The following is a 24,389-nucleotide window of genomic DNA, read 5'->3' as shown; positions in this document are numbered from 1 at the left end:
TCACCAGCCCGACGCGGTGTAGACGACGGCGCGCGCCGACTCGTCGCCCCAGGCCAGCTCACGCAGCAGGGCGGCGGTGCCCTCGTCGGGGTCGATCAGCCGGATCCCGCGCCGGGCGTACTCGCGGCCGAGTTCCGGTGTGACCATGCCGGTGTGGCCGCCGGTGGGCGCCCAGGGGCCCCAGTGCACGGTCAGCACGCGGTTGCCGGTGCGGTCGGACCAGGCGGTGCCGATGCTTTCCAGGGCGTCGTTCGCGGCCGCGTAGTCGGCCTGTCCGCGGTTGCCGAGGACGGCGGAGACGCTGCCGAACAGGACGGTGAAGCGTGGCCCGCCGGGCAGTTCCTCCAGCGCGGTGAGCAGGGCGGTGGCCCCCTCCGTCTTCGTGCCGTACACCCGCTGGAAGGACTCGGCGGTCTTCTCGGCGAGCAGCCGGTCCTCGATCACCCCGGCAGCGAACACCACGCCGTCGAGGCGGCCGTGCTCGGCGTGGATCTCCTTGACCGCCTGGAGCGCCGCGTCCTCCTCGCGGAAGTCCACCGTGTGGTAGCGGACCCGGCTTCCGAGCGCGGCGAGTTCCGCGAGCGTCGCCGTGATCTCCCGTTGGGCCAGGAGGAGTTCGGCGGTCCGGTTGATCTCGGCGGGTCCGAGCGTGCCACCGGCGGCGAGGGCCGCGCGCAGTTCGGCCGGGGTGCGGGCGCCGGCGGTCTCGGGAGCCTCGGGGGCGGTGGGCGCGGGTGTCCTGCCGATGAGTTCGATGCGGCAGCGGGCCGCCGTCGCGAGGGCGGTGGCGAACCTGGCGGTGATCCCGCGGGCGCCGCCCACCAGCAGCACCACGGAGTCCCGGTCGAGACCGAGCGCGGCGGCTTCGGCCGCCCCGTCGCCCGCCGGTCCCGCGCCGGTGCTGCCGAGCGGGCCGAGCGGCGCCTCGGCCAGTTCGAAGCCGGTACGGACGGCGGCGGTGCGCCGGACGACGGGGACCGCACCGGGTGCGAGGAGTTCGCCGAGCAGGGCGTCGGCGACGGCGGCCGGGCCGGTGTCGGCGAGGCCGACGCTGCGGGCCACGGTTTCCGGGTGCTCGCGGGCGACCGCGCGGAACAGGCCGTCCAGTCCCGCCGCGCGCGGCGCGTCGTCGCCGTTTGTGGGCCGTACGGCGAGGAGCCAGCTCGGCTCGCGTGCCAGGGCGGCCTTCAGCACGGGGAACGCGTCCGGCAGGACGGGCTGGTCGGTGCCGGGCAGTGCGCCCAGGTACAGCACACCGTCGACGGCGCCGTCCGCCTCGGTGAGCAGGTGGTCGGCGCCGCGAGTGAGCACGTCGGCGCCGTGGGCGGCCAGCCGGGCGGCGAGTTCGGACGCGGCTCCTGAGCCCGCGGCCTCGCCTGCGCCCGAGGGCGTGCCGTCAGCGTCGCAGTCGCCGAGCAGGGCGAACCGCTTCCCGGCCAGAGAGGTCGTGGGTTCCGTCGTCGCGTCGGCCGTCGCGTCCGGCCGCTCAAGTACCACCGGGCGGAGCAGACATCGCTTGGGGGCGGTGCCCGCGACCTCCGGCTCGGGCTCCCCCACGGACGGGGGCACCGGCTCCCCGGCCGTCGCCGTCCGGTCCCCGGCCGCGTCGAGCCGTGCCATGAGCCAGCCGGTGACGGCCGCCGCCGTCCGCGCCTTGGTCAGCTCCTCCAGCTCCGCGTCCTCCAGGGCCGTCATGTCGGCCCCGGCCGAGATCCCGAGCCGCTTGGCGAGCTCCCCCGCGATCTCGGCCCGCTTGATCGAGTCGATGCTCAGGTCCGCCTCCAGGTCGAGGTCGGGCTCGATCATGTCGACGGGGTATCCGGTGCGTTCGCTGATGATCTCCAGGACGACGCGTTCCACGTCGGTCGTGGCGGTGGCCGCGGCGGGCTCCGGTGCGGGCTGCGCCGCCTGCGGGGTGACGGCCGTTCCCGGGGCCGGTTCGAGCGCGGCGGGCAGGCCGTGCGGCACCGGCACTTCGGCAGGGGCCGCCGGTGCCGGGACCGTCTGTCCCGGGACGGCTCCCAGGTAGGTGAGGAGCACGTCGCGCTGCGCGGCGACCATCTCCCGGCTGGTCCGCAGGAATTCGGCGATCAACGCGTCCTGGCCGGCCGGGACGCCGTACGGGGGGTTCGTCGGCACAGTCGTCTCCACGACTCGTCGGGCCGGTGCCAGGGCACCGGGGAGGGGTTCGCCGGCGGCGGTGCGGACCAGGTGTCCGTCGACCGTCCAGCCGGGCCGCTTCGGTACCGGGGTGTGGACCGCGTCGACGGCGTCCCGCCCGCGCAGGAGTCCTCCGGTGCGTACCGGCACTCCCGCGACCGCGAGCCGCGCGAGCGCGTCCAGCCAGCCGCGCAGTCCGCTGTCGGCGCGCGGTTCGCAGGCCACCGTGCGGTGCGGGCGGTCGCCCAGGATCTGCGCGACCAGCCGGGTGAGCACGGTGCCGGGTCCGGCCTCGACGAAGATCCGCGCTCCCGCCTCGTACATCGCCTCGATCTGCGCGGCGAAGGCGACCGGGGCACCGATCTGCGCGGCCAGCCCCGCGCGCACCGCGTCCGCGTCCGGTGGGTACGGGGCGGCCGTGCGGTTGGACCAGACCGGGAACTCGGGCGACCGTACCGTCCGCTCGCGCAGGACGGCCGCGAACCGCTCGCCCGCACCGGCCACCACGGGGCTGTGGAAGGCACAGGCGACGGGGATCCGTTTGGCTCCGTGTCCGGCCTCGCGCAGCAGGCGTACGGCGGTGTCGACATCACGGGTGGGACCGGAAATCACCGTCTGGCTGGGCGAGTTGCGGTTGGCGGTGACCACCGAGGCGGGTGCCCCTGCCGCGCTCAGGGCCTGTGCGACGTCCTCGGCCCCGGCGGACACGGCGGCCATGGCGCCGGGGTCGTCACCCGCCGCCGCCAGGATGGCCGCGGCCCGCTCGGCGCTGAGGTCCAGGAGGGTCTCGGGGTCGAGTGCGCCGGCCGCACACAGGGCGACCAGTTCGCCGTAGCTGTGCCCGGCGGCCATGTCGGGCCGCACGCCGGCCGCGGTGAGCAGCGCGTGGGCGGCGAGGCCGGTGATACCGAGGGCGGGCTGGGCGGCCCGGGTGTCGGTCAGTGCCGTCCGCCGCCGCTCCCGGCTCGCGTCGTCGAACGCGGCGGGCGGGTAGAGGCGGTCGGCGTGCGCACGGCCGAGCTGGAGGTAGTGCTGGAGCTCGGGGAAGGCGACCAGGACGTCGGCGAGCATGCCGGGGTGCTGGCTTCCCTGGCCGGGGAAGAGGAAGGCGACCTGGCCGGGTACGGGCTCCGCCGCCGGATCCGCCAGGTGGATACCGGCGGCCGGGTCGTGCTCGCCCGCCAGGGCCCGCCGCAGCTGTCCGGCGAGGCCCGTCACATCGGTCGCGACGACCGCCGCTCCTACCGGGCCGGTTGAGGTGTCCGAGCGGCGGGCCGCGCTCAGCGCGAGGTCGCGCAGCCGCCAGGGGCGGCCGTCGGCCTCGGCGGCCGCCAGCAGTTCCTCGATGGCGCGCGCGGCAGCGGCCGCGTCCCTGCCACGGAAGGTGAACAGTTCGGCGGGCCACCTGTCGAGGCCCCGCTCGGGCGGTACGGAGTCCGCGTGGGCCCGCACCACCACATGGAAGTTGGTGCCGCCGAACCCGAACGCGCTGACTCCGGCGACGCGTTCGGCGGGCGGGGCCGCCCACGGCTGGGCGCGGGTGTGGAACGCGAAGGGGCTGCTCTCCTCCCGCCAGGCGGGGTTGGGGCTGCTGAGGTGCAGGGTGGGCGGTCTGACGCCGGTGTACAGGGCGAGGACGGTCTTGATGAGACCGGCGAGCCCGGCGGCACACTTGGTGTGCCCGATCTGCGACTTGACCGAGCCCAGCGCGCACTCGCCCGGTCGCGCCCCGGCTCCGGTGAACACCTCTTCGAGGACGGTGAGTTCGGTACGGTCGCCGACGACGGTCCCGGTGCCGTGTGCCTCGACCAGGCCGACCTCGGCGGGCGAGATCCCGGCGTTGCGGTACGCGCGTTCCAGCGCCGCCCGCTGCCCGTCGGGCCGGGGCGCGGTGAGGCCCAGGGAGCGGCCGTCGCTCGATGAGCCGAGCCCCTTGATGACGCCGTAGACGCGGTCGCCGTCGCGTTCGGCGTCCGCCAGCCGTTTGAGGACCACGCAGGCGACGCCCTCGCCGAGGGCGATGCCGTCGGCCGAGCCGTCGAAGGCCCGTGACCGGCCGGTCGGCGAGAGGGCGTGCACGGAGGAGAACAGGACGTAGTCGTTGATCCCGTTGTGCAGGTCGGCGCCGCCGCACAGGACGACGTCGCTGGTGCCCGCGGTGAGTTCCTTGCACGCGACGTCCACCGCGGCCAGCGAGGACGCGCAGGCCGCGTCCACGGTGAAGTTGGCTCCGCCGAGGTCCAGCCGGTTGGCGATCCGCCCGGAGATGACGTTGGCGAGCATGCCGGGGAAGGAGTCCTCGGTCAGCTTGGGGAGTTGCTCGTCGAGGCCTTCGGGCACCGTGCCGTAGTACGAGGGCAGTACGGCGCGCAGGGTGACCGCGTTGGCCAGATCGCTGCCCGCCTCGGCGCCGAAGACGACGGAGGTGCGGGCTCGGTCGAACTCCCGTCCGCCGTCGCCGTATCCGGCGTCCTCCAGCGCGCGGCGGGCGGCCTCCAGGGACAGCAGCTGGACGGGTTCGACGCTGCCGAGCGAGGCGGGCGGGATGCCGTAGCGGAGCGGGTCGAAGGGGATGCGCGGCAGAAAGCCGCCCCACTTGGACGTGCTGGCTCCGTCGCCGTGGTGCAGGGCGGGATCCCAGCGGTCCGGCGGGACCTCGGTGACCGCGTCGTGTCCGGCGACGACGTTGGCCCAGAAGGAGGGGAGGTCCGGCGCGTCGGGGAACATGCAGGCCATGCCGACGACGGCGATGTCCAGGGGGGCGTGCGCCGCCGGTTCCCGGGCCGGGGCCGTCACGTGGCCGAGTTCCCCGGCGCGGGCGGTGAGGAAGTCGGCGGCGCCGTCGGTGACCGAGCGGTGCAGGTCCGCCACGGTGGTCGTCGCGGAACGCAGCACGGCCACCTGACCGGCCATGAACATTCCCTCGTCCAGCTGGCGCTGTTCGCCGACCGGCACCAGCGCCCCGGCCGCGTCCCGGTCGACGCCCTTGCTGGCGATGCGCAGCCGCCCCACGTTGAGCCGCTCCAGCTCCTCCCACACCCGTCGGTCCGGTACGCCCTGGGACCGCAACTCGGTCTCCCGGTCGCGGTAGTTCAGGGTGAACGGGCTCGGTACGCAGCGGGTGGCATGGCCGGGCGCGGTCTCCAGCAGTGCGGTCCCGTCGGCCGCGACCACCTGCCTCTGGAAGAGCGGGCGGATCGCCTGCCGCTCCACCGCTTCCTCGGTGAACAGGTAGGCCGTTCCCATCAGTACGCCGACGGCGGCTCCGCGGGCGGTGAGCGGCGCGGCGAGCGCGGCGACCATCGCGGCGGAGCGCTCGTCGTGCACACCGCCCGCGAAGAACACCTCGATCCGCCGCGCCGTTTCGTTGTCCGCGCCGGCCAGGAAGTCCTCCAGTACGGCGAGTTGTGCCTCCCACAGCGGGAAGGCGGCGCGCGGTCCGACGTGTCCGCCGCACTCGGCGCCCTCGAAGACGAACCGGCGGGCCCCGGCCTCCAGGAACTGCCGCAGCAGTCCCGGCGAGGGCACATGCAGGAAGGTGCTGACTCCGGCCCGCTCCAGCGCCTCGGCCTGGGCGGGCCGGCCGCCCGCGATGATCGCGTGGCTCGGCCGCACCTGCCGTACGGCTTCGAGCTGAGCACCGCGGATTTCCTCGGGAGCGAAGCCCAGGACGCCGACGCCCCAGGGCCGCCCGTCCAGTGCCGCGCGCGTCTCCTCCAGCATCGCGCGGGCCTGCTCCCCGTCGGCCAGGGCGAGCGCCAGGAAGGGCAGCGCGCCGTCGGCGGCGACGGCGGCGGCGAACGGAGCCCGGTCGCTGACCCGGGTCATCGGCCCCTGCGCCACGGGCAGCCGGGTGCCGAGGGCACGGCACATGGCGGAGCCGGGCCGCAGCGCCCGGGCGGCCGCGGGCTCCACCACCGGACCGGCGCCGCTGTCCGGACCGGCGCCGCTGACGGAGGAGGTGCCGCTGACCGGACCGGTGCCGCCGCCCGGGACGGTGGTGTCTCCCGGGACGGTGGTGTCTCCGCCGCGAACGGTGCCGCCGCCCGGACCGGTACCGCTGACCGGGCCGACGACGCCGCCGCTGACCGGGACAGTGCCGCCGCCCGGGACAGTCGGGTCTCCGCCGCGGACGGTGCCGTCCAGGAACGTGTCGCCGATCGCGTCCGTCAGTGCGCGTATCGCTCGGCCCACCGTGTGCCAGTGGTCCGCGAAGCGTGCCGCGAGGAAGCCGTCCTGACCCACCGGCAGCAACTGGGTGTGCGGATCCTGGGCGCCGAGCACCGCGGCGACCGCGCCGGGGTCGTCGGCCGGGGGCCGCGGGGCGTCGGGACCGCGGCGGCGCAGTACCCGGTGTCCGGCGAGGACCACGGTCTCGGAACCGTCCAGGGCGCGGAGCGCGGCCGCGGTCGCCTCGGGGAGGGTGGACTCGGCCAGCAGTGCCAGCTGGGTGTCGAGGACGACTCCGGCCGCCCCGCCCGCCACGGCGGCGGCCGCCGTACGGGGGCCGATGCCGCCGCAGGCCCAGACGGGCAGGTCGAGGCCGGGTTCGGCGAGCAGCTGCTGGAGCAGCACGAACGTACTCAGTTCGCCGCCCCGGCCGCCGCTCTCGCCGCCCCGGGCGATCAGTCCGTGCGCACCCGCGCGGATCGCCGCCCGTGCCTGCGCCAGATCGGTGACCTCGGCCAGCACCCGCTGCGCGGGGGGCGGTTCGGGGGACGACAGCCACGCGGTGGCGTCGGCCGTGCGGATCAGGGTGTCCACCGGTCCGAGGTCCTCGGGTGTCATCCGGCAGTGCCCGGTGACCCGGACCCCGAACGGTTCCGCCGTCAGTCGTCTCAGGCGCCCTAGCGCGTCACGTGATCTTCTGTCGCCCTTTCCCAGGTCGAGGACTCCGAGTCCGCCGGCCCGGCAGGCCGCCGCGGCGAGTCTGGCATCCGGTTCGCCGAACGGGGTCACGCAAATGATCAGGTCCAGGGCGCGCACGGCAGACGTCATGATGCTCCGAAAAAAATCGGTAAGACGGCACGGTGGGGGTTTGTGCGACGTATCAGCTCTGGTGCGGGAGGCCACCGGAAACTAACGACTGCGTTACTGGCCGGTCAATGACGGTGCGCAGTCATTCCACTGCCGGAGGCATCAATTCGGCCAGTGGACGGGTTGGTGCCAGACCGGCAGAAACCAGTCGGCAACCGAATTCCATTAAGTCAAACGCGAATCAGGGAAAAATCTTGTAAACCCTTGAAGGAACAGCCGGGAGAAACCAGGTTCCGGTGGCAGGGCCCGTACCGCGTCCAGCAGTACCGCACCGCCGCGCGAACGGCGAGCGCTCACCGTCGGGTCGGCCGAAAGCAGCCCACCCGTGCCGGAGCGCCGCTTCAGGCCGCGCCGTCGCGCTCGGTCACGACCGCGCAGGTGCGTGGGCCGCCCGGCGTCGGCACCGCGAACAGGGCGTCGGCCGGAGGTGTGGGCACCGGCGGCCACGGTGTCGCGGATTCGCACCCCGGGCGCGAGGCGAGGTAGCGGCGGGCACCCCAGCCGAGCACGGCGTCGGCGATCAGCACCCCGAGGCCGCCCTCCCCGGGCGCTCCGCCGGAGTCGGGGCGGTCCAGACCCGCCCGCAACCGTTCACGCGCCCCGCCCAGGGCGGCCGCGGCGGTGGCGTTGTCCATGCCCAGCAGACCGGCGGGTACGGATATCGGTTCCGCCTCGACCTCGGTGTGCCACAAAAGGCATTGGGCCGCCACGGAAAGGTCCTGGAAAGCGCGCTCGGCGAGCTGTCGCCTTTCGGGTGTACGGGCCATTGCCACACGGAGTCCACGACCGCCGACAGGTTTTCCGAGTTCCGGCAGAACCGCGCGGATTCCGTCGTCCGCCGCCCATTCCCGGACGGTCTCGCGGACGGCGACGAGGAAGCGCGGACGCAGCGCCCCGTCGGCCCACCCACCGGCCGCCCGGGCGAGCACGCGGTTGAACGCCGTGGTGGCCACCAGCTGTGCGGCACCCGTGGCGGACGCCAGACAGATGACCGCGTAGTCGCAGGTGGGGCGCCAGTGCCGGGTCAGCAGCAGGGCGATGGCCCGGTGACCGCCGTCCGGGCTGTCGGCGAACTGTGCGACGAGGTCACGGTCGGGCTGCACTGAACCATTTCCTTCCGAGCGGAGGCCCACCTTCGCACACCCGGCTCACGGGAAACAAGAAGTTCGAGCAGCCCCACGCGTGATGTGTGGGAAATTCAGACAAGTTACCGAAGGTATCCGCACCCGCATTCGAATAATGGGTGCCGGAAAAGCCAACCCATACCCCCATACACACTCGCATCAGGACAACAACAGAGCAGCAAAAAACCCGGCCGGGAAACCCCGGCCGGGCCTCTCGTCAAGCTCAGCCGTTGGGACGCAGAGTCCAGGTCACCGTCATCTCGCTGGTCACGGCGCCGTCTTCGCGCTGGATGGAGACGGTCACCGGGAACTCGGGGCGCTTGCCCTCGTCGAGCTCGGCGACCACGTCGGCGATGGGACGGCCGAGGGTGGCGGTCGCCTTGACCGGCCCGAGGGCGATCTTCTTGAACGCGATCTCGGCGGTGACCGGAAGCGGGACGGCGCGCGAGAGCTGGTCGCCGAAGGCGGCGAGGACGATGGCACCGCTGGCGGACTCACCGAGGGTGAACATCGCCCCGGCGTGCGGCCCGCCCACGTGGTTGCGGTACTCACTCTGGTCCGGCAGGGACAGCACGGCCCGCTCCGGGGTGGTCTCCAGGTACTCCAGGTTCAGGGTCCGCACCATCGGGACCGTGGCGGCGAGCAGCTCGCCGATCGACATCTGGTCTGTGCTCATGGGCAACATGTTACTCGTGGGTAGCAGGCCCTGGCCAGAGCCGCTCCAGTAACCGTCCGTATCGTTTCCGCACAGGTGAGCGGGCCCGCCCCGGAGTTCACTAGGGTTACTGCCCATGTGGCCAGGACAGCAGCCGCCCGGGGGCGAGCAGAACCCGCAGCAGAACGCGCAACACAACCCGCAACACAACCAGCAGCACAACCCGTACCAGCAGCCGGGTTACCAGCAGCCGAATCCGTACCAGCAGCCCGGCTATCAGCAGTACCCGCAGGCGAACCCCTACGGTCAGCAACCGCAGTGGGGCACTCCGGCCCCCATGGGCCCCCCGCAGCCGTCACAGGACGGCGGCGGAAACCGGGCGAAGGTGATAGCGATGGTCACGGCCGCGGCGGTGGTCGTCGCGGCGGGCGTGACCGGCTTCCTGATGCTGAGCGGCAAGGGCGACAAGGACGCGGAGGCGAAGGACGGGCCGACGGGGAAGGCGAGCCACTCCCCGACCGCGGAGCCGACGGCCACCGAGTCGGGGCCGGAGGACAACCCGCGCGGCAACGAATCCGAGAAGCCCCTCGTCGCGGGCTGGAAGGTCGTCGTCAACCCCAGGTGGGGCACCGCCTTCGACGTACCGCCGGACTGGCAGGTGGACACCCCCGGTACCGCGATCGGGTTCGAGGACCGCAAGTCGGACGAGGGCAAGCCGCTCATCATGATGTCGGCGCCGGCCGTGCTCGGCCCGAAGTGGTGCACGTCCGACGACGACAAGGACGGCACGGCCGACGACACCGAGCTGGCCGCGGTGGGCACGAAGGGCGAGGAGGGCACGAAGAACCCCGCCGACGTGGCGGTCAGGGAGGCGCCCTGGTGGGTGTACGGCGGCTACACGCAGCCGGACAGGAAGAGCGTCAGCTACGACAAGAAGGCCACGGCCTACACGACCACGTCCGGGGTCAAGGGGGCCTATGTCTGGGCACGTTCGACGAACACACCGCGCAAGGGCAAGTGCGCCACCGACGGCAAGGCGCTCACCTTCGGCTTCGAGAACTCGGCCGGAGACCTCGTGTCGTTCAATTTCTACGGCGTCAAGGGCGTGAAGCCCGAGGTCGGCACCGCGACCGTCATGAAGATCCTCAGCACCGTACGGCTGCACGGAGAACCCACCGAGAGCTGACCGGAACGGGCGGCTCGACGACCGGCAAAAGGATTGGCGAGCCGCCCGCCCGGCGGGGATAGTCGGCCGGTGACCTCCACCGCCGACTCCACCTCCCGCCCGCGCGTGCCGACTTGGGCCGGCCGCAACTACACGCTGCTGACCGCCGCGGCGATCGTGACGAGCCTGGGCGGCAGCGGCTCCCTGATCGCCGCCGCGTTCGCCGTGCTGGACGCGGGCGGCGACGGCGGGGAGGTGGGCCTGGTCGCGGCCGCCCGCACCGTGCCGCTGGTGCTGTTCCTGCTGATCGGCGGCGCCGTCGCGGACCGGCTCCCCCGGCACCGGGTGATGGTGGCGGCCAACGCCCTCAGCTGCCTCTCCCAGGCGGCCTTCGCGCTGCTCGTCCTCACCGGGGAGCCCCGGCTGTGGCAGATGATGCTGCTCACCGCGCTGGGCGGCACCGGGCAGGCGTTCTTCAGCCCCGCGGCCGAGGGCATGCTGATGTCGTCGGTCGACGGCGAACAGGCCGGGCGGGCCTTCGCCGTGTTCCGGATGGCGACGCAGGGCGCGGCGCTCGGCGGGGCGGCTCTGGGCGGGGCGCTGGTCGCGGCGGTCGGACCGGGCTGGGTGCTCGCCGTGGACGCGGCCGCCTTCGCGGTCGCCGGGGCGCTGCGCTGCTTCCTCGACGTGGGCCACATCGCGCCGCGCGCTCCCGGCGGCGGGCTCCTCGCCGACCTGCGGGACGGCTGGCGGGAGTTCACCGGGCGGCCGTGGCTGTGGGGCATCGTCGTACAGTTCTCCATCGCCAACGCCGTGCTGGGCGCGGCCGAGGCCGTATACGGCCCGCTGGTCGCCCGGGACAGCCTGGGTTCGGCGGGTCCCTGGGGCCTCGCGCTGGCGGCCTTCGGGGCGGGCACGGTGACCGGCGCGCTCCTGATGACCCGCTGGAGGCCCCGCCGTCTGTTGCTCGCGGGCACCCTCTGTGTCTTCCCGATGGCCCTGCCCCCGGCGGCACTGGCCGTGCCCGTGTCCGCCGGCGTGCTGTGCGTGGTGATGTTCGTGGCCGGAGCCATGGTGGAGGTGTTCGGCGTCTCCTGGATGACGGCGCTGCACCAGGAGATACCCGAGGAGAAGCTCTCCCGGGTCTCGGCGTACGACTGGTTCGGGTCGATCTCGCTGATGCCGGCGGCCGCCGCGCTGGCGGGTCCCGCGGAGCAGGCGTTCGGGCGCACCGCGGCGCTGTGGGGCTGCGCCGGGCTGGTCGTGCTGGTCACGGCGGCGGTGCTGCTGGTCCCGGACGTACGCGGGCTGACCCGCCGTACCGAACCGGCCGCCGTGCGGGCCGCACCGGCGCCCGAGCCGAGGTCAGCCGATGCCGAACGCCCCCTCGGGGGGCTCGGGTGACGGTACGGCTTCCTCGTCCCGCACCGGGCGGGCGCCGTCGGTGAAGTCCCGCAACGCCGGGCCGTGTTCGACCCGGGCCGGGAAGACGTCGGCGGCGGTACGGCGGACGAGTGCCGCCGTGTCGATCGGGCGGTGCCCGGCCACGAGTACGGCGTTGCCGAACCGCCTGCCGCGCAGCACCGCCGGCTCGGCGATCAGCAGGAGCTCCTCGAAGACATCGGCGAACGTGGCCAGTTGGGAGCGCAGAAAGGCGAACGGCGCGGCGTCGGCGAGATTGGCCAGATACACCCCGTCGGCTCGCAGCACCCGCTCGGCCTCGCGGGCGTAGCCGAGCGAGGTGAGGTGCGCGGGGATCCGGGAGCCGCCGAAGACGTCGGCGATCAGCACGTCGGCGGAGTCGTCCGGGGCAGCCTCGGTCCAGGCGCGGGCGTCGCCGGGGTGCAGGGCGATGTCGGCGCCCGTCGGCAGCGGCAGGTGCTCCGTCACGAGGTCCAGCAGCCCCCGGTCGGCCTCCACGACGTGCTGCCGGGAGCCCGGCCGGGTGGCCGCGAGATATCTGGGCAGCGTGAGCGCGCCACCGCCCAGGTGCACCGCGTCCAGCGGCCGCCCCGGCTCCGCCACGGTGTCCAGCACATGCCCGAGGCGGCGCGTGTACTCGAACTCCAGGTGGTCCGGGGCGTCCAGGTCGACGTACGACTGCGGCGCCCCGTCGACCGTGAGCAGCCAGGCTCGCTCACGGTCGATGTCGGGCATCAGCCGCGCGGTGCCGTGGTCGGTGGCGCGGATGACCGGTATGGCTTCGTTCACACCTCCATTGTCGGTGAGGCCAGTCGCTCGGCCGTCGGCGCGGTCAGCGAGGTGATCGTGCCCGCTCCGACCGTGCGGCCGCCCTCGCGGATGGCGAAGCCCAGTCCCGGCTCCAGCGGCACGTCCCGCCCCAGCTCCACGGTCATGGTCACCGTGTCCCCGGGCCGGGCCACCGCCGCCTCACCGAGGTCGACGTCCCCGACCACGTCGGCCGTGCGGATGTAGAACTGCGGCCGGTAGCCGGTCGACAGCGGTGTCGCGCGGCCGCCCTCGCGCGCCGACAGCACGTAGACCTGCGCGGTGAACCGCCGACTGGGGAGCACGCTCCCCGGTGCGGCGACCACGTGCCCCCGGCGGACCGCGTCCCGCGGGACACCGCGCAGCAGCAGCGCCACGTTGTCCCCGGCCTGCGCCTCCGTCATCGGCTTGCCGAAGGTCTCGACGCCGGTGACGACGGTCTCGAGTCCGGCGCCGAGCACGTCGACCCGGTCGCCCACCCGGACCGTGCCCCGCTCCACCGCGCCGGTGACCACCGTGCCGCGACCGGTGATGGTGAGCACGTTCTCGACCGGCAGCAGGAACGGCGCGTCCAGATACCGCTCCGGCATGGGCACATAGGTGTCGACCGCGTCGAGCAGCGCCTCGATCGACGCCGCCCAGCGTGGGTCGCCCTCCAGCGCCTTCAGCCCGGAAACCCGTACGACGGGCACGGCCTCGCCGCCGTAGCCCTGCGTGGTGAGCAGTTCGCGCACCTCCAGTTCGACCAGTTCGGCGAGTTCCTCGTCGGCCCGGTCCGCCATGCTGAGCGCGACGACGATGTGGTCGACGCCCACCTGACGGGCGAGCAGGACGTGTTCGGCGGTCTGCGGCATGATCCCGTCGAGCGCGGACACGACGAGAATCGCCCCGTCGAGTTGCGCGGCCCCGGTGACCATGTTCTTCACGTAGTCGGCGTGCCCCGGCATGTCCACGTGCGCGTAGTGCCGGGTGTCGGTCTCGTACTCGACGTGCGCGATGTTGATGGTGATGCCGCGGGCGGCCTCCTCCGGGGCGCGGTCGATGCGGTCGAACGGCACGAAAGTACCGGTGCCGCGCTCGGCCAGGACCTTGGTGATGGCCGCGGTCAGGGTGGTCTTGCCGTGGTCGACGTGACCCATCGTGCCGATGTTCAGGTGCGGTTTGGTGCGCACGTACGCGGTCTTGGACATGGCTGTGTACCTCGCTCGAAAGCCTCGCAAGTGACGGTGGGGACCCCGGTGACCGACCGACCCTCCCCCTGCGGGGTCCGCCGGACGATCCGGAGAGGGTCAGCTTCGGGCGCCGTCGACAGCGGCCAGGATGATCGCGACGGCAGCCTTCGGAGCATCCGCGACTGCGGATGCTGCGACGACGAAGGCATACCGGAACATGACGCCGATCATCTCCGACGGGACGTCGCACGTCGAACGATTTTCACGGTGCCTGCTCCTGCGGCGTCAGGCGCCGATGTTCTTCAGCGCCTCCCGGACGGACAGCGGCGCGAGGCGGCCCCGCTCCCGGGCGAGGAAGGAGCGTACGGCCTCCGGTTCGGTCTTGGCGTATTCGCGCAGGCACCATCCGATGGCCTTGCGAATGAAGAAGTCGGGGTGCCCGGACTGGAGCAGGCAGTAGGCGAACAGCCGCTCCTTGTCGGTGCGTTCCTTGTAGGACAGCTGGTGGAGCAGGGCGGTGCGGGCGACCCACAGGTCGTCGTCCGCGATCCACCGGTCCATGTCGGCGGTCAGCGCGGGGTCGGCGGCGACGAGCGCGCCGACGACGTGTGCGGCGAGCAGGTCGACCGTGTCCCACCAGGGCACGGTGGTGACGAGGTGCCGGGCCACCGGCAGGAATCCGGAGGAGCAGCGTCCGACGTGGCGGCGCAGGTAGTCGACGGCGAAGTAGTGGTACTCCCGCTCGGGCAGCGCCCAGCAGCGCAGCGCGAGGGCCGTGCAGTCGGCCTGGTCGGGCCGCGCGGTGCCCGCGAGGACCTCGCGCGACAGGGCCCGGCGCGCCGGTGTGGGGATGCCGAGGAAGGGGGCGACGTCCTTCATGTAGGCCCGCATGCCCCCGGCCCGCGCCGGGTCGGCCGCGCCGCTGTAGGCGGCGGTGAGCCGCTCCAGCACGGTGTCGGCGAGAACGCTGCGTGATTCGTCCGCCGGGCCCGCGGCTGTGACGGTCATGAGACGAACGATACGGCGATCTGTCATGTAATTCGGTTACTGTCGCCTGATGCTCGATGCCACCGACCGCTCCGGCGGCACCGCGACGGCCGATCCCCGGGCCGCGGGCACGGAGCTCGTGGTCGCCGCCTCCTCCGCGGACTCCGCGCCGCCGCTCACGCGGGTGCTGTTGTCGCCCTGGTTCCGGCTGTCCCTGCTCGTGGCGCTGCTCGCTGTCGCGGCGGGGTGTGTGCTGTGGTTCGAGCCGCAGAGACTGCTGACCAGGGGCTGGCCGCCGCAGCTGGGCGGTGCCTCGGCGGCGCTGGTGTTCGCCACGGCGTACGGGCTGTGCACGGTGGCGTTCGTGCCGCGGCCGCTGCTCAACCTGGCGGCGGGCGCCCTCTTCGGCTCCGGGGTGGGCCTCGGCACGGCGCTGGCCGGGACGGTGCTCGGCGCCGGTGTCTCCTTCGGTCTGGGCCGTGTGCTGGGCCAGGACGCGCTGCGGCCGCTGTTGCGGGGCCGCTGGCTGAACGCCGCCGACGGGCAGCTCAGCCGGCACGGCTTCCGCTCGATGATGGCGGCGCGGCTGTTTCCCGGCGTACCGTTCTGGGCCGCGAACTACTGCGCCGCCGTCTCCCGGATGGGCTGGCTGCCGTTCCTGCTGGCGACGGCGCTCGGCTCGGTCCCGAACACCGCCGCGTACGCCGTGGCGGGCGCCCGCGCCTCGTCGCCGACGTCACCGGCCTTCCTGATCGCCACGGCGTCGATCGCCGTACCGCTGCTGGCGGGCGCGGTGGTGGCCTGGCGCAAGAGACATCATCTGCGGGACAGCTGACGGGACGGGTGATGAGCGCTCACACGGCCTCCAGGACCATGGCGTTGGCGAGTCCGCCCGCCTCGCACATGGTCTGGAGTCCGTAGCGGGCGCCGCGTTCGCGCATCGCGTGCACGAGGGTGGTGGTCAGGCGGGTGCCGCTGGCGCCGAGCGGGTGCCCCAGGGCGATCGCGCCGCCGTGCACGTTGACCCTGGCGAGGTCGGCGCCGGTCTCCTGCTGCCAGGCGAGGACCACGCTGGAGAACGCCTCGTTGACCTCGAAGAGGTCGATGTCGTCGATGGTGAGCCCGGCCCTGTGGAGCACCCTCTCGGTCGCGGGGACGACACCGGTGAGCATCAGCAGCGGGTCGGAGCCGGTGACGGCGAGGCTGTGCAGCCGGGCGAGGGGGCGCAGGCCGAGGCGGGCCGCGGTCTCGCTCGAGGTGATCAGCACGGCGGAGGCACCGTCGTTGATGGGGCTGGCATTGCCCGCGGTGACGCTCCACTCGATCTGCGGGAAGCGCTCGGCGAACCCGGGGTCGTAGTAGGCGGGCTTGAGTCCGGCGAGGATCTCGGGGCTGCTGCCGGGCCGCACGCACTCGTCGCGGAAGACGCCCTCCAGTGGCGCCACTTCGGCGTCGAACAGACCGGCGTCCCAGGCGGCGGCCGCCTTCCGGTGCGAGGAGACGGCGAAGGCGTCCAGCTGCTCGCGGGCGAGTGACCACTTGGCCGTGATGAGTTCGGCGCTGATGCCCTGCGGCACCAGGCCCTCGGGGTAGCGCGCGGCGACTCCGGGGCCGAAGGGGTCCTTGCCGGGCGGCACGTTCGACCACATCGGCACGCGGCTCATCGACTCGACGCCGCAGGCGACGACGAGGTCGTAGGCGCCGGAGATGACGCCCTGGGCGGCGAAGTGCACGGCCTGCTGGGACGAGCCGCACTGACGGTCGACGGTGGTGGCCGGAACGGTCTCGGGGAACCCGGCCGACAGGACGGCGTAGCGGGTGGTGTTCATGGCCTGCTCGCCGACCTGGTCGACGGTGCCGCCGATGACGTCGTCGATCAGGGCCGGGTCGACACCGGCGCGCTCGACGAGGCAGCGCAGGGTGTGGGCGAGGAGCTCCACGGGGTGGACCTGGGCGAGGGAGCCGTTCGGCTTGCCCTTGCCGATGGGGGTGCGTACGGCTTCGACGATGACTGCGTCACGCATGGCGCGGGCCTCCGCTGCTACTGGTCAGTAGGAAATCCGAACTCACCATAACTCGATGAGTTGGAAATTCAAACCCTCCTCTAGACTGGCACCATGCCCGCCCCGAAGGACACGAAGGACCCGCGCCCCTGCTCGATCGCCGACGCCCTCGCGCTGGTCGGCGAGAAGTACTCCCTGCTGGTCCTGCGGGAGGTCTATCTGGGCAACGGCCGCTTCGACCGGCTGGTCCGCAACATCGGCGCCCCGCGCGACGTCCTGGCCACCCGTCTGCGCCGGCTGGTCGACGCCGGAATCCTGGTCAAGCACGCCTACAGCGAGCGCCCGCAGCGCTTCGAGTACCGCGCCACGCGGGCCGGCCTCGAACTGGAGCCGGTCATGATGACCCTCATGGCCTGGGGCGACCGTCACCTCCGCACCGAGGACGACCGCCCCATGCTGATCGAGCACGCCTGCGGCGAGGTCCTCGCCCCGGTGGTCATCTGCACGGCCTGCGGCGACGCCGTGCACCACGAGGACCTGAAGGCACACCCACAGAGCCCGGGCTGGACAGCGGCGGGCCCGTCACAAGACAGGTAAAGGAAAGTTCAAGCCCCGGCATGGGAACCGCCGGGGCGGGGCGATACCCTGCTCCCGGCACACATGATCACCAGCGCTGGGACGCCTTAACTCCATGTCTTGGTTTGAATCGCTCGTCCTCGGACTCGTCCAGGGACTGACCGAGTTCCTCCCCGTCTCCTCCAGCGCCCACCTGCGGCTGACCGCGGCCTTCTCGGGCTGGCAGGACCCGGGCGCGGCCTTCACGGCGATCACGCAGATCGGCACGGAGACCGCGGTACTGATCTACTTCCGCAAGGACATCGGCCGGATCATCGCGGCCTGGTTCCGGTCACTCACCGACAAGGCGATGCGGCGCGACCACGACGCCCAGATGGGCTGGCTGGTGATCGTCGGCTCCATCCCGATCGGCGTGCTCGGGGTGACGCTCAAGGACCAGATCGAGGGACCGTTCCGCGATCTGCGGATCACCGCGACCATGCTGATCGTCGTGGGCGTCGTCATAGGCATCGCCGACCGTCTCGCCGCCCGCGACGAGAAGGGTGGCCGCCACCGCGCCCCCAAGCAGCGCAAGACCCTGGAGAACCTGAGCGTCAAGGACGGCCTGATCTACGGCCTCTGCCAGGCCTGCGCCCTCATCCCCGGCGTCTCCCGCTCCGGCGCCACCATCAGCGGCGGCCTGTTCATGGGCTACCGGCGCGAGGCGGCCGCCCGCTACTCCTTCCTCCTCGCCGTCCCCGCCGTCCTCGCCTCCGGAGCCTTCGAGGTGAAGGACGCGATGGGCACCGGACATGTGTCCTGGGGCCCGACTCTGTTCGCCACGGTCATCGCCTTCGCGTCGGGATACGCGGTCATCGCCTGGTTCATGAAGTGGATCTCCAACAAGAGCTTCATGCCGTTCGTCTGGTACCGCATCGCCCTGGGTGTGCTGCTGATCGTGCTGGTCGGCGCCGGTTACCTGAGTCCGCACGCGGCCGAGTCGGCGGGCTGACGCGGCGCGGAAGCGTGTCTCGGGCACCGACCGGGCCACGTCCGTGACCAAGCCCATACGAACTGAGTAACGACACGGTAGCGCAGTGTCAGGATCACCCCCTAGGGTGTCCGCATGTCCCCCGATTCCCTGGCACCTGGTTCCGTGCGGTCTGCCGACGAAGTCAACGAGCAGATCCGGGAGTTGTGGCTGCGTGCGGGCGGCACCCTGTCCCCTCAGGAGCGCGCGGCGTACGAGCTGCTGGTGGTCGAGTGGGCCAGGGCGGTCCGGGACGGGATCATCGAGGCGGCCTGACGCAGGGACCGTCTACCCGGCGGCGTGGCTGCGGAAGAAGCCCCACAGCGCTTCCGAGGCGTCGAACTGAGTGGTTGTCAGCCCCACCAGTGCCGCGGGCAGGTACTGCTTGCCGCCCGGCCATGTGTGTCCGCCGTCGGTGACGGTGTAGACCTCGACCTGAGTCCCTCCATGGCAGGACACGGCGGCCGCGACTCCGGTGGCCGTCCGATCGCCCGGTACGGGCGGCAGTGACCGAACCGTTTCGCCGGTGCAGCCGTCGACCGTACGCCACTTCGCGGCGGTGTCCGCCACGGACAGCAGCGGGGTCTCGCTGGAGTCCGCCCTCGACGCGCCTCCGTCGTAGGGGACGAGAGGGTCCTGCGTACCGTTGATGATCATTACCGGCAGTGGGCGCCGCGGATGACACACCGGCGCCATGGCTTCCGGCATCGTCCCCGCCACCACGGCGATTCCCGACAGCCGGTCGGCGAGTTCGCAGCCGAGCAGCTCCGTCATGACGGCCCCGTTGGAGAAGCCGGCGGCGTAGACCCGTGCGGCGTCGGCGTGGTCCGTGCCCGTGAGGCGGTCGATGAGATCGCGGATGAACCCCACGTCGTCCACACCCAGTTTGGCGGCCCAGGTGGCGCCTCTGCTGTCGGACCAGCCGAGGAAGACACTCACGGGATACACCACGGCGAAGCCTTCCCGGTCGGCCACCTTGTCCAGATGGGTGAGCTCCCGCATGCCCGTGCCGGTCTGCCACCGCCCGTGCAGCGCGAGCACGACCGGAAGCCCGGCGGCTGTGGCGTGCCCCGGTGGCAGATGGACGGCGTAGGAGCGGGGCAGCCCGCCCGAGATCAGGTACCCGGTGTGGTCCCGGCCGGGGAGCGGGGCGGCGAAGGCCGTCGGGCCACTGGCCGACATGGCGAACCACAGCGACAGCAGGGCACACAGGACGACTGGCATCCGCACACGGCGGACGCTGAGCAGACTGGACATGCGAGGGATCTTGCGGCACGGGTTCCGGCCCGCGAAAGAGTCAGGAACGGAAAATTCGCCCCCTCCCCGGATTCCTCCAGCACGGGACCAGCACGGGAGGCGAGGACTCCAGACGACCGGGCGCGGCCCCCGGTGTTCACCGACATGGCCCCGCACACCTCTTGGCTCCGCCCCTTCCATGCCCAACACTGTGCCGATGACGCAGCGCGTGCAGCTCTCGACCGTGATGGACCGACTGGCCGTGGACGAGGTGGTCACCGAGTACGCCGTGGCCGTCGACGACGGTGACTGGGGGGCGTACCGGGGCCTGTTCACGGCGGACGGGCGGGCAGACTACCGCTCCGCCGGGGGAATCGAGGGAAACGCGGGGGACGTCGCCGGCTGGCTGGCGGACAGCCTCGGGCTGTTCTCGATGCGACAGCACCTGATCGTGAACCGCCGGGTGCGGTTCGGGGTCCTGGAACAGGACACCGGGGACACCGCGCGGGTCCAGGCCGACTATGTCAATCCGATGCGGTTCGCGGGGGACGACGGCGGACCGGACGACGGACCGGGCGTCGGCTCCGACGGAGCCTCCACGGCACCGGACTTCGTGTGCGGCGGCCGGTACTCCTTCGGACTGCTGCGGACGGCCGACGGCTGGCGGCTGTGCGAGGTCGTCGTCCAGGAGAAGTGGCGTCGGCTCCCGTGACGTGCTGAACACCGGTCCTTCGCTGGGTAGGAGGCGACGTATGAAGACGACCGACCGCCGGCTCGCCTCCCCGTGGCGCCGCACCGCCGCCGCCGTCCTCGCGGGCGCCCTGCCCGTGTTCGCCTTTCCCGCACCGTCGTTGTGGTGGTTCGCGTACGTCGCCCTGGTCCCGTGGCTCCTGCTCGTCCGCTCGGCTCCGACCGCGCGGCGGGCGGCCTGCGACGGCTGGTGCGGCGGCTTCGGGTTCATAGTGGCCGTCCACCACTGGCTGCTGCCCAGCCTGCACGTCTTCATCTTCCTGATCGCGGCGCTGTTGGGCGCGCTCTGGGCACCCTGGGGTCTGCTGGTCCGCAGGTTCCTGGCCGGGGTGCCCTCGACAGGCCGTGGCGTGGCCGCGCTCGTCGTACTGCCGTCCGGCTGGCTGATGGTGGAGCTCGTGCGCTCCTGGCAGGGACTCGGCGGACCCTGGGGCATGCTCGGGTCCAGCCAGTGGCAGGTGGCACCGGCGTTGCGGCTGGCCTCCGTGGGCGGGGTGTGGCTGCTCAGCTTTCTCGTGGTCGCCGTCAATGTCGCGGTGGCCTCGCTGGTCGCGGTGCGTGAGTTCCGCGCGCCCGCCGTCGCCTCGCTGGTGGCCACGGCCGCCGTCACCTCGGCCGCGTGGCTGTGGGCGCCGCGTCCGGACGTCGACGGCGAGGTCCGGATCGCCCTCGTCCAGCCCGGCGTGATCGACGGCCCGGACAGCGCCGACCGCCGCTTCGAGCGCGAGGAGCGGCTCACCCGGCGACTGGCCGGTCAGGACGTCGACCTGGTCGTCTGGGGCGAGAGCAGTGTCGGCCACGACCTGACCGGCCGTCCCGACCTGGCCCGGCGGCTGGCGACGCTGTCCCGGGCGACCGGCGCCGACATCCTGGTCAACGTGGACGCGCGCCGGTCCGACCGCCCGGGCATCTACAAGAGTTCGGTCCTCGTCGGGCCGTACGGACAGACCGGCGCCCGGTACGACAAGATGCGGCTGGTCCCCTTCGGTGAGTACATACCGGCGCGTTCCCTGCTGGGCTGGGCCACCTCGGTCGGCAAGGCGGCCGGCGAGGACCGCAGGCGCGGCACCGGGCAGGTGGTGATGAACGCCGGGCACGGGCTGAGCGTCGGCCCGATGGTGTGCTTCGAGACCGCGTTCCCCGACATGAGCCGTCATCTCGCCGAGGACGGCGCCGACGTGCTCCTCGGCCAGTCCTCGACCTCCTCGTTCCAGCACAGTTGGGCCCCCGCGCAGCACGCGTCGCTGGCCGCGCTGCGCGCCGCCGAGACCGGACGGCCGATGGTGCACGCGACACTGACGGGGGTCTCCGCCGTCTACGGCCCCGGCGGGCAGCGCCTCGGAACCTGGCTCGGCACCGGTGCGAGCACCACTCGGGTGTACGACGTTCCGCTCGCCCACGGCGTCACGCCGTACGTCCGCTACGGCGACTGGCCGGTGTTCGGCGCCCTGCTCGTACTGACCGCGCTGTGCGTGGCCGAGGGGGTGCGGGCGCTCAGGCTGCGCCGGAGCGCTCCCGGACCGTTCGTACGACCCGTTCGCACAGCTCGTGAGTCGCCAGCGCGTCCCGGGCACTGAGCACCCTGCCGGCGCGTACGGCGTCGAGGAACACGAGCACCGCCTGTTCGATGCCGCGCTGCCGTGCGACCGGGACCCAGTCACCGCGCCGGCGCACGGTCGGCTGCCCCTTGTGGTCGATCACCTCGGCCAGGTTGACCACTTGGCGCTTGCTGTCCTGCCCGGAGACCTCCAGGATCTCCTCGGCGGAGCCGCTCAGCCGGTTCATCACACCGAGTGCGGTGAAACCGTCCCCGGAGAGCTGGAGCACCACGTGGTGCAGCAGCCCGCCCTCGGTGCGGGCGCGCACGGTGATGTCGTCCACCGGGCCCGGGACCAGGAACCGCAGGGTGTCGACGACGTGGATGAAGTCGTCGAGAATCATCGTGCGGGGGTCTTCCGGCAGCCCGGCGCGGTTCTTCTGCATGAGGATCAGCTCGCGCGGATGGTCGGCGCACTGCGCGTACCCGGGGGCGTGGCGCCGGTTGAAGCCGACGGCGAGGGAGCGGCCTCGCCGCTCGGCCAGTTCCACGAGGCGCTCGGAGTCGGCGAGTTCGTATGCCAGCGGCTTGTCCACATAGGTCGGCACGCCGGCCTCCAGGAGCCGCGTGACGATCTCCGGATGGGCGACGGTGGCCGCGTGCACGAAGGCCGCGTCGAGGCTCTGGCCGAGGAGCGAGTCCAGCGTGGTGTGACGGCGGTCCGGCGGGATGTGGAATCCGTCCGCGGTCCGGGCGAGGGTCTCGGGGTTCCTGGTCTGGAGGTGCAGTTCGATGCCCGGCAGCGCCCCGAGCACCGGAAGGTACGCCTTCCGCGCGATGTCGCCGAGTCCGATGCAGCCGACCTTCACGGGGCTCCTCCAGCGGTTGCCTGGGTCAGGGGGGTCGCGGAGGTGTCACCGCGGTGCCTGCCCGGCAGCATACGGCCGCCCCGCCCGGGTCTGTCCGCGAAGTCCCGCCCGGCGCGCGACGCAGCACGCCCGGGTGGAAAAATCCTGGTGGCCGGGGGCGAGTTGGTTCAGGATGCGAGCATGACGACGAACGAGCGCCGCGAGCCCGCCCAGGACGCCAATGAGCGCGACATGCTGGAGGGCTGGCTGGACTATCACCGGCAGACGCTGGCCTGGAAGTGCGAGGGCCTGACCGACGCACAGCTGCGGACCGCGTCCGTGGAGCCGTCCGAGCTGAGCCTGCTGGGGCTGGTGCGGCACATGGCCGAGGTGGAGCGCGGCTGGTTCCGCAAGGTGCTGGTGGACGACGACCCGGGCCCGGTCTACGGCACCGAGGAGGACCCGGACGCCGAGTTCCATCTCACCGAGGCGGACACCTGGGCGGAGGCCCACGCCACCTGGCAGGCCGAGATCGAGACCGCCCGGCGCAACGCGGCCGGCTTCGGACTGGACGACCTGTCGAAGGCGCGGAGCCGCTTCAGCGGCAAGCACTTCAACTTGCGCTGGATCTACACCCACATGATCGAGGAGTATGCCCGGCACAACGGTCACGCCGATCTGATCCGCCAGCGGATCGACGGAGCCGTCGGCGACTGATGTCAACTTCACTCCCCGCCAACCACCCTCGCGGGGCGGTAGTTCACCCATCTGGGTCATGATCCGCCGGTCTGCTGTTCCACGGCCGGAGTGGACGCAGCAGAGTTGCGCGGGTGCATCGAACGACGACCACCGCAACACTCCTGGTCACCGTGGCCGTCTTGGCCCTCTCCGGCTGTGTGACGGTCCACCGGGCACCGGTGCCCGGCCCGTCGGCGGGAGGGACATCGGCCAGGGCCTCGGTTCCCCGGCCGGACGGCACCCCGCAGCCACGGGCCGTCCAGGCGCCCGCCCGGGAGGCGCTGGAGATGGCCGGAGACCCCCGGCGACCGGAACACCACGGCACCGCCGCCTCACGACCGCCGTCGCCCGGCATTGAGTCCCGCCCGGCCACCGCCCCCGCACCACGCACCGGCACCGGCACCGGCACCAAGCGGCACCCACGCCACGACTCCCGGCCGCCACTGCCCGTCCGTGTCCCGGGAGTAGCCGGACAGCCGGACGTGTGCGCCCTGGGCAGGGCCTACGGGGGCTGGCGGGCGGACAGCCCGCAGGCACGGATCTGCCACCGGGCCTACGGCAACTGACCCCGACGGGGGCGCCCTACGTGAGCGGGGGCTGCCCTACGTGGGCCGCTGACGAGGCGGCCCCCAGGGCTCACCGCCCGGCAGATCCTCCTCGCCCAGCCGTACTTCGAGACGGGTCAGCGCCGCTCGGACGCCGTCGCCGTGGCTGTCGTCGGTGAGCGCGCCGGCCGCGGTGCGGGCGCGGCGCAGATGGGTGCGGGCGGCCTCGGGGTGGCCGAGTTTCACGTAGTCCGTGGCCAGGTTCAGGTGCAGGACGGGGTAGAAGGTGCGCAGCGCCGTCGGGCCCTCGGTGCCGGCGGCCAGTTCCTCCGCCGCGGACAACGCCCTCAGATCCCAGGCCAGTTCGTCCGAGGGGTCGTCCTGGGTGTCGGCAAGGTAGTGCGCCAGCGTGCAGCGGTGCGCCGGGTCCCCCTCCTGGCCGACCTCGGCCCACAGGTCAAGCAGCCTGCTGCGGGCCTCCTCACGGTCACCGCCGTGATGCAGCATGACGACCTGCCCGATCCGGGTGAGCACGGCGTCCGGTGCCGCCTGCTCCTGCCGCTCCGCCACCGCGTCCTCCAGGCTGATCCATGAGACCGGCCCGGTCGGCCGTCCCTC

Annotated in this window: 20 protein-coding genes; 10 read left to right on the top strand and 10 right to left on the bottom strand. The window is 72.7% G+C overall.

From position 1 onward, the window contains the following. The 3 genes from ACIPK3_RS24410 to ACIPK3_RS24400 form a co-directional block, all read right to left on the bottom strand. Positions 1 to 7,158: an SDR family oxidoreductase gene (locus tag ACIPK3_RS24410; RefSeq protein ID WP_402572828.1), complete on the bottom strand. Its 7,158-nt coding sequence runs from the start codon at positions 7,156 to 7,158 to the stop codon at positions 1 to 3. Between the two features lie 380 nt (positions 7,159 to 7,538). Beyond that, on the bottom strand, positions 7,539 to 8,300 hold the full coding sequence (locus ACIPK3_RS24405; RefSeq protein ID WP_402572826.1) for a hypothetical protein: 762 nt from the start codon (positions 8,298 to 8,300) through the stop codon (positions 7,539 to 7,541). A gap of 244 nt (positions 8,301 to 8,544) precedes the next feature. Then, on the bottom strand, positions 8,545 to 8,982 hold the full coding sequence (locus ACIPK3_RS24400) for a DUF4442 domain-containing protein (protein WP_402573051.1): 438 nt from the start codon (positions 8,980 to 8,982) through the stop codon (positions 8,545 to 8,547). Positions 8,983 to 9,112: 130 nt separating this feature from the next. On the opposite strand from ACIPK3_RS24400, the gene ACIPK3_RS24395 reads away from it, so the two are divergent. Together ACIPK3_RS24395 and ACIPK3_RS24390 are read left to right on the top strand one after the other, a co-directional pair. Beyond that, a complete protein-coding gene (locus ACIPK3_RS24395; protein WP_402572824.1) occupies positions 9,113 to 10,162 on the top strand; it encodes a hypothetical protein in 1,050 nt (349 codons plus the stop codon). Positions 10,163 to 10,231: 69 nt separating this feature from the next. Beyond that, positions 10,232 to 11,545: an MFS transporter gene (locus ACIPK3_RS24390; RefSeq protein WP_402572823.1), complete on the top strand. Its 1,314-nt coding sequence runs from the start codon at positions 10,232 to 10,234 to the stop codon at positions 11,543 to 11,545. Here the strand turns inward: ACIPK3_RS24390 and ACIPK3_RS24385 are convergent. The 3 genes from ACIPK3_RS24385 to ACIPK3_RS24375 form a co-directional block, all read right to left on the bottom strand. Beyond that, positions 11,507 to 12,352, bottom strand: a complete 846-nt coding sequence (locus ACIPK3_RS24385; protein ID WP_402572822.1) for a spermidine synthase — start codon at positions 12,350 to 12,352, stop codon at positions 11,507 to 11,509. The genes ACIPK3_RS24390 and ACIPK3_RS24385 overlap by 39 nt on opposite strands. Continuing rightward, entirely contained in the window at positions 12,349 to 13,560 is a 1,212-nt protein-coding gene (gene tuf / locus ACIPK3_RS24380) for an elongation factor Tu (protein ID WP_402572820.1), read from the bottom strand. The genes ACIPK3_RS24385 and tuf overlap by 4 nt, the downstream gene beginning before the upstream one ends. A 267-nt stretch (positions 13,561 to 13,827) precedes the next feature. Next, positions 13,828 to 14,550, bottom strand: coding sequence for a DNA alkylation repair protein (locus ACIPK3_RS24375; RefSeq protein ID WP_402572818.1), 723 nt, complete (start codon positions 14,548 to 14,550; stop codon positions 13,828 to 13,830). Between the two features lie 49 nt (positions 14,551 to 14,599). Between ACIPK3_RS24375 and ACIPK3_RS24370 the strand changes: the two genes are divergently transcribed. Beyond that, positions 14,600 to 15,364, top strand: a complete 765-nt coding sequence (locus ACIPK3_RS24370) for a TVP38/TMEM64 family protein (protein WP_402572816.1) — start codon at positions 14,600 to 14,602, stop codon at positions 15,362 to 15,364. Between the two features lie 19 nt (positions 15,365 to 15,383). On the opposite strand, the gene ACIPK3_RS24365 is transcribed toward ACIPK3_RS24370, so the two are convergent. Continuing rightward, the gene (locus ACIPK3_RS24365; protein WP_402572814.1) at positions 15,384 to 16,553 is read right to left on the bottom strand and encodes a thiolase family protein; all 1,170 of its coding nucleotides are present in this window, start codon (positions 16,551 to 16,553) and stop codon (positions 15,384 to 15,386) included. A 93-nt stretch (positions 16,554 to 16,646) separates the two neighbouring features. On the opposite strand from ACIPK3_RS24365, the gene ACIPK3_RS24360 reads away from it, so the two are divergent. The 3 genes from ACIPK3_RS24360 (at position 16,647) to ACIPK3_RS24350 (ending at position 18,393) form a co-directional block, all read left to right on the top strand. Beyond that, positions 16,647 to 17,129, top strand: coding sequence for a winged helix-turn-helix transcriptional regulator (locus tag ACIPK3_RS24360; RefSeq protein ID WP_402572813.1), 483 nt, complete (start codon positions 16,647 to 16,649; stop codon positions 17,127 to 17,129). Between the two features lie 94 nt (positions 17,130 to 17,223). Then, complete coding sequence (locus ACIPK3_RS24355; protein WP_402572812.1) at positions 17,224 to 18,099, top strand: undecaprenyl-diphosphate phosphatase; 876 nt, start codon at positions 17,224 to 17,226, stop codon at positions 18,097 to 18,099. 114 nt (positions 18,100 to 18,213) lie between these two features. Next, positions 18,214 to 18,393, top strand: a complete 180-nt coding sequence (locus ACIPK3_RS24350; protein WP_402572811.1) for a hypothetical protein — start codon at positions 18,214 to 18,216, stop codon at positions 18,391 to 18,393. Positions 18,394 to 18,405: 12 nt separating this feature from the next. Here the strand turns inward: ACIPK3_RS24350 and ACIPK3_RS24345 are convergent, their stop codons facing one another. Further along, a complete protein-coding gene (locus ACIPK3_RS24345; RefSeq protein WP_402572810.1) occupies positions 18,406 to 19,374 on the bottom strand; it encodes an alpha/beta hydrolase family esterase in 969 nt (322 codons plus the stop codon). 196 nt (positions 19,375 to 19,570) lie between these two features. On the opposite strand from ACIPK3_RS24345, the gene ACIPK3_RS24340 reads away from it, so the two are divergent. Beyond that, positions 19,571 to 20,065: a nuclear transport factor 2 family protein gene (locus ACIPK3_RS24340; protein WP_402572808.1), complete on the top strand. Its 495-nt coding sequence runs from the start codon at positions 19,571 to 19,573 to the stop codon at positions 20,063 to 20,065. 40 nt (positions 20,066 to 20,105) lie between these two features. Beyond that, a complete protein-coding gene (gene lnt, locus ACIPK3_RS24335; protein ID WP_402572807.1) occupies positions 20,106 to 21,680 on the top strand; it encodes an apolipoprotein N-acyltransferase in 1,575 nt (524 codons plus the stop codon). Here lnt and ACIPK3_RS24330 read toward each other — a convergent pair. Continuing rightward, complete coding sequence (locus ACIPK3_RS24330) at positions 21,598 to 22,509, bottom strand: Gfo/Idh/MocA family protein (protein ID WP_402572805.1); 912 nt, start codon at positions 22,507 to 22,509, stop codon at positions 21,598 to 21,600. The genes lnt and ACIPK3_RS24330 overlap by 83 nt on opposite strands. 180 nt (positions 22,510 to 22,689) lie before the next feature. On the opposite strand from ACIPK3_RS24330, the gene ACIPK3_RS24325 reads away from it, so the two are divergent. Next, positions 22,690 to 23,205 (top strand): DinB family protein, encoded by a 516-nt coding sequence (locus tag ACIPK3_RS24325; protein WP_402572803.1) that lies wholly within the window; start codon positions 22,690 to 22,692, stop codon positions 23,203 to 23,205. Positions 23,206 to 23,318: 113 nt separating this feature from the next. After that, positions 23,319 to 23,792, top strand: coding sequence for a hypothetical protein (locus ACIPK3_RS24320; RefSeq protein ID WP_402572802.1), 474 nt, complete (start codon positions 23,319 to 23,321; stop codon positions 23,790 to 23,792). Positions 23,793 to 23,828: 36 nt separating this feature from the next. On the opposite strand, the gene ACIPK3_RS24315 is transcribed toward ACIPK3_RS24320, so the two are convergent. After that, entirely contained in the window at positions 23,829 to 24,341 is a 513-nt protein-coding gene (locus ACIPK3_RS24315; RefSeq protein WP_402572800.1) for a hypothetical protein, read from the bottom strand. Positions 24,342 to 24,389 lie beyond the last annotated feature (48 nt).

The organism is Streptomyces sp. NPDC086787, from assembly GCF_044745865.1.
GTDB lineage: Bacteria > Actinomycetota > Actinomycetes > Streptomycetales > Streptomycetaceae > Streptomyces.
This window is presented reverse-complemented; position numbering and strand designations above follow the sequence as displayed.

Bases quoted from the DNA above. Each gene is read 5' to 3' on its own strand.
- ACIPK3_RS24340 (WP_402572808.1), top strand. From the start codon at position 19,571: ATGACGCAGCGCGTGCAGCTCTCGACCGTGATGGACCGACTGGCCGTG.
- ACIPK3_RS24370 (WP_402572816.1), top strand. From the start codon at position 14,600: ATGCTCGATGCCACCGACCGCTCCGGCGGCACCGCGACGGCCGATCCC.
- ACIPK3_RS24400 (WP_402573051.1), bottom strand. From the start codon at position 8,982: ATGTCGATCGGCGAGCTGCTCGCCGCCACGGTCCCGATGGTGCGGACC.
- ACIPK3_RS24350 (WP_402572811.1), top strand. From the start codon at position 18,214: ATGTCCCCCGATTCCCTGGCACCTGGTTCCGTGCGGTCTGCCGACGAA.
- ACIPK3_RS24345 (WP_402572810.1), bottom strand. From the start codon at position 19,374: ATGTCCAGTCTGCTCAGCGTCCGCCGTGTGCGGATGCCAGTCGTCCTG.
- tuf (WP_402572820.1), bottom strand. From the start codon at position 13,560: ATGTCCAAGACCGCGTACGTGCGCACCAAACCGCACCTGAACATCGGC.
- ACIPK3_RS24410 (WP_402572828.1), bottom strand. From the start codon at position 7,158: ATGACGTCTGCCGTGCGCGCCCTGGACCTGATCATTTGCGTGACCCCG.
- ACIPK3_RS24395 (WP_402572824.1), top strand. From the start codon at position 9,113: ATGTGGCCAGGACAGCAGCCGCCCGGGGGCGAGCAGAACCCGCAGCAG.
- ACIPK3_RS24325 (WP_402572803.1), top strand. From the start codon at position 22,690: ATGACGACGAACGAGCGCCGCGAGCCCGCCCAGGACGCCAATGAGCGC.
- ACIPK3_RS24375 (WP_402572818.1), bottom strand. From the start codon at position 14,550: ATGACCGTCACAGCCGCGGGCCCGGCGGACGAATCACGCAGCGTTCTC.
- lnt (WP_402572807.1), top strand. From the start codon at position 20,106: ATGAAGACGACCGACCGCCGGCTCGCCTCCCCGTGGCGCCGCACCGCC.
- ACIPK3_RS24355 (WP_402572812.1), top strand. From the start codon at position 17,224: ATGTCTTGGTTTGAATCGCTCGTCCTCGGACTCGTCCAGGGACTGACC.
- ACIPK3_RS24360 (WP_402572813.1), top strand. From the start codon at position 16,647: ATGCCCGCCCCGAAGGACACGAAGGACCCGCGCCCCTGCTCGATCGCC.
- ACIPK3_RS24365 (WP_402572814.1), bottom strand. From the start codon at position 16,553: ATGCGTGACGCAGTCATCGTCGAAGCCGTACGCACCCCCATCGGCAAG.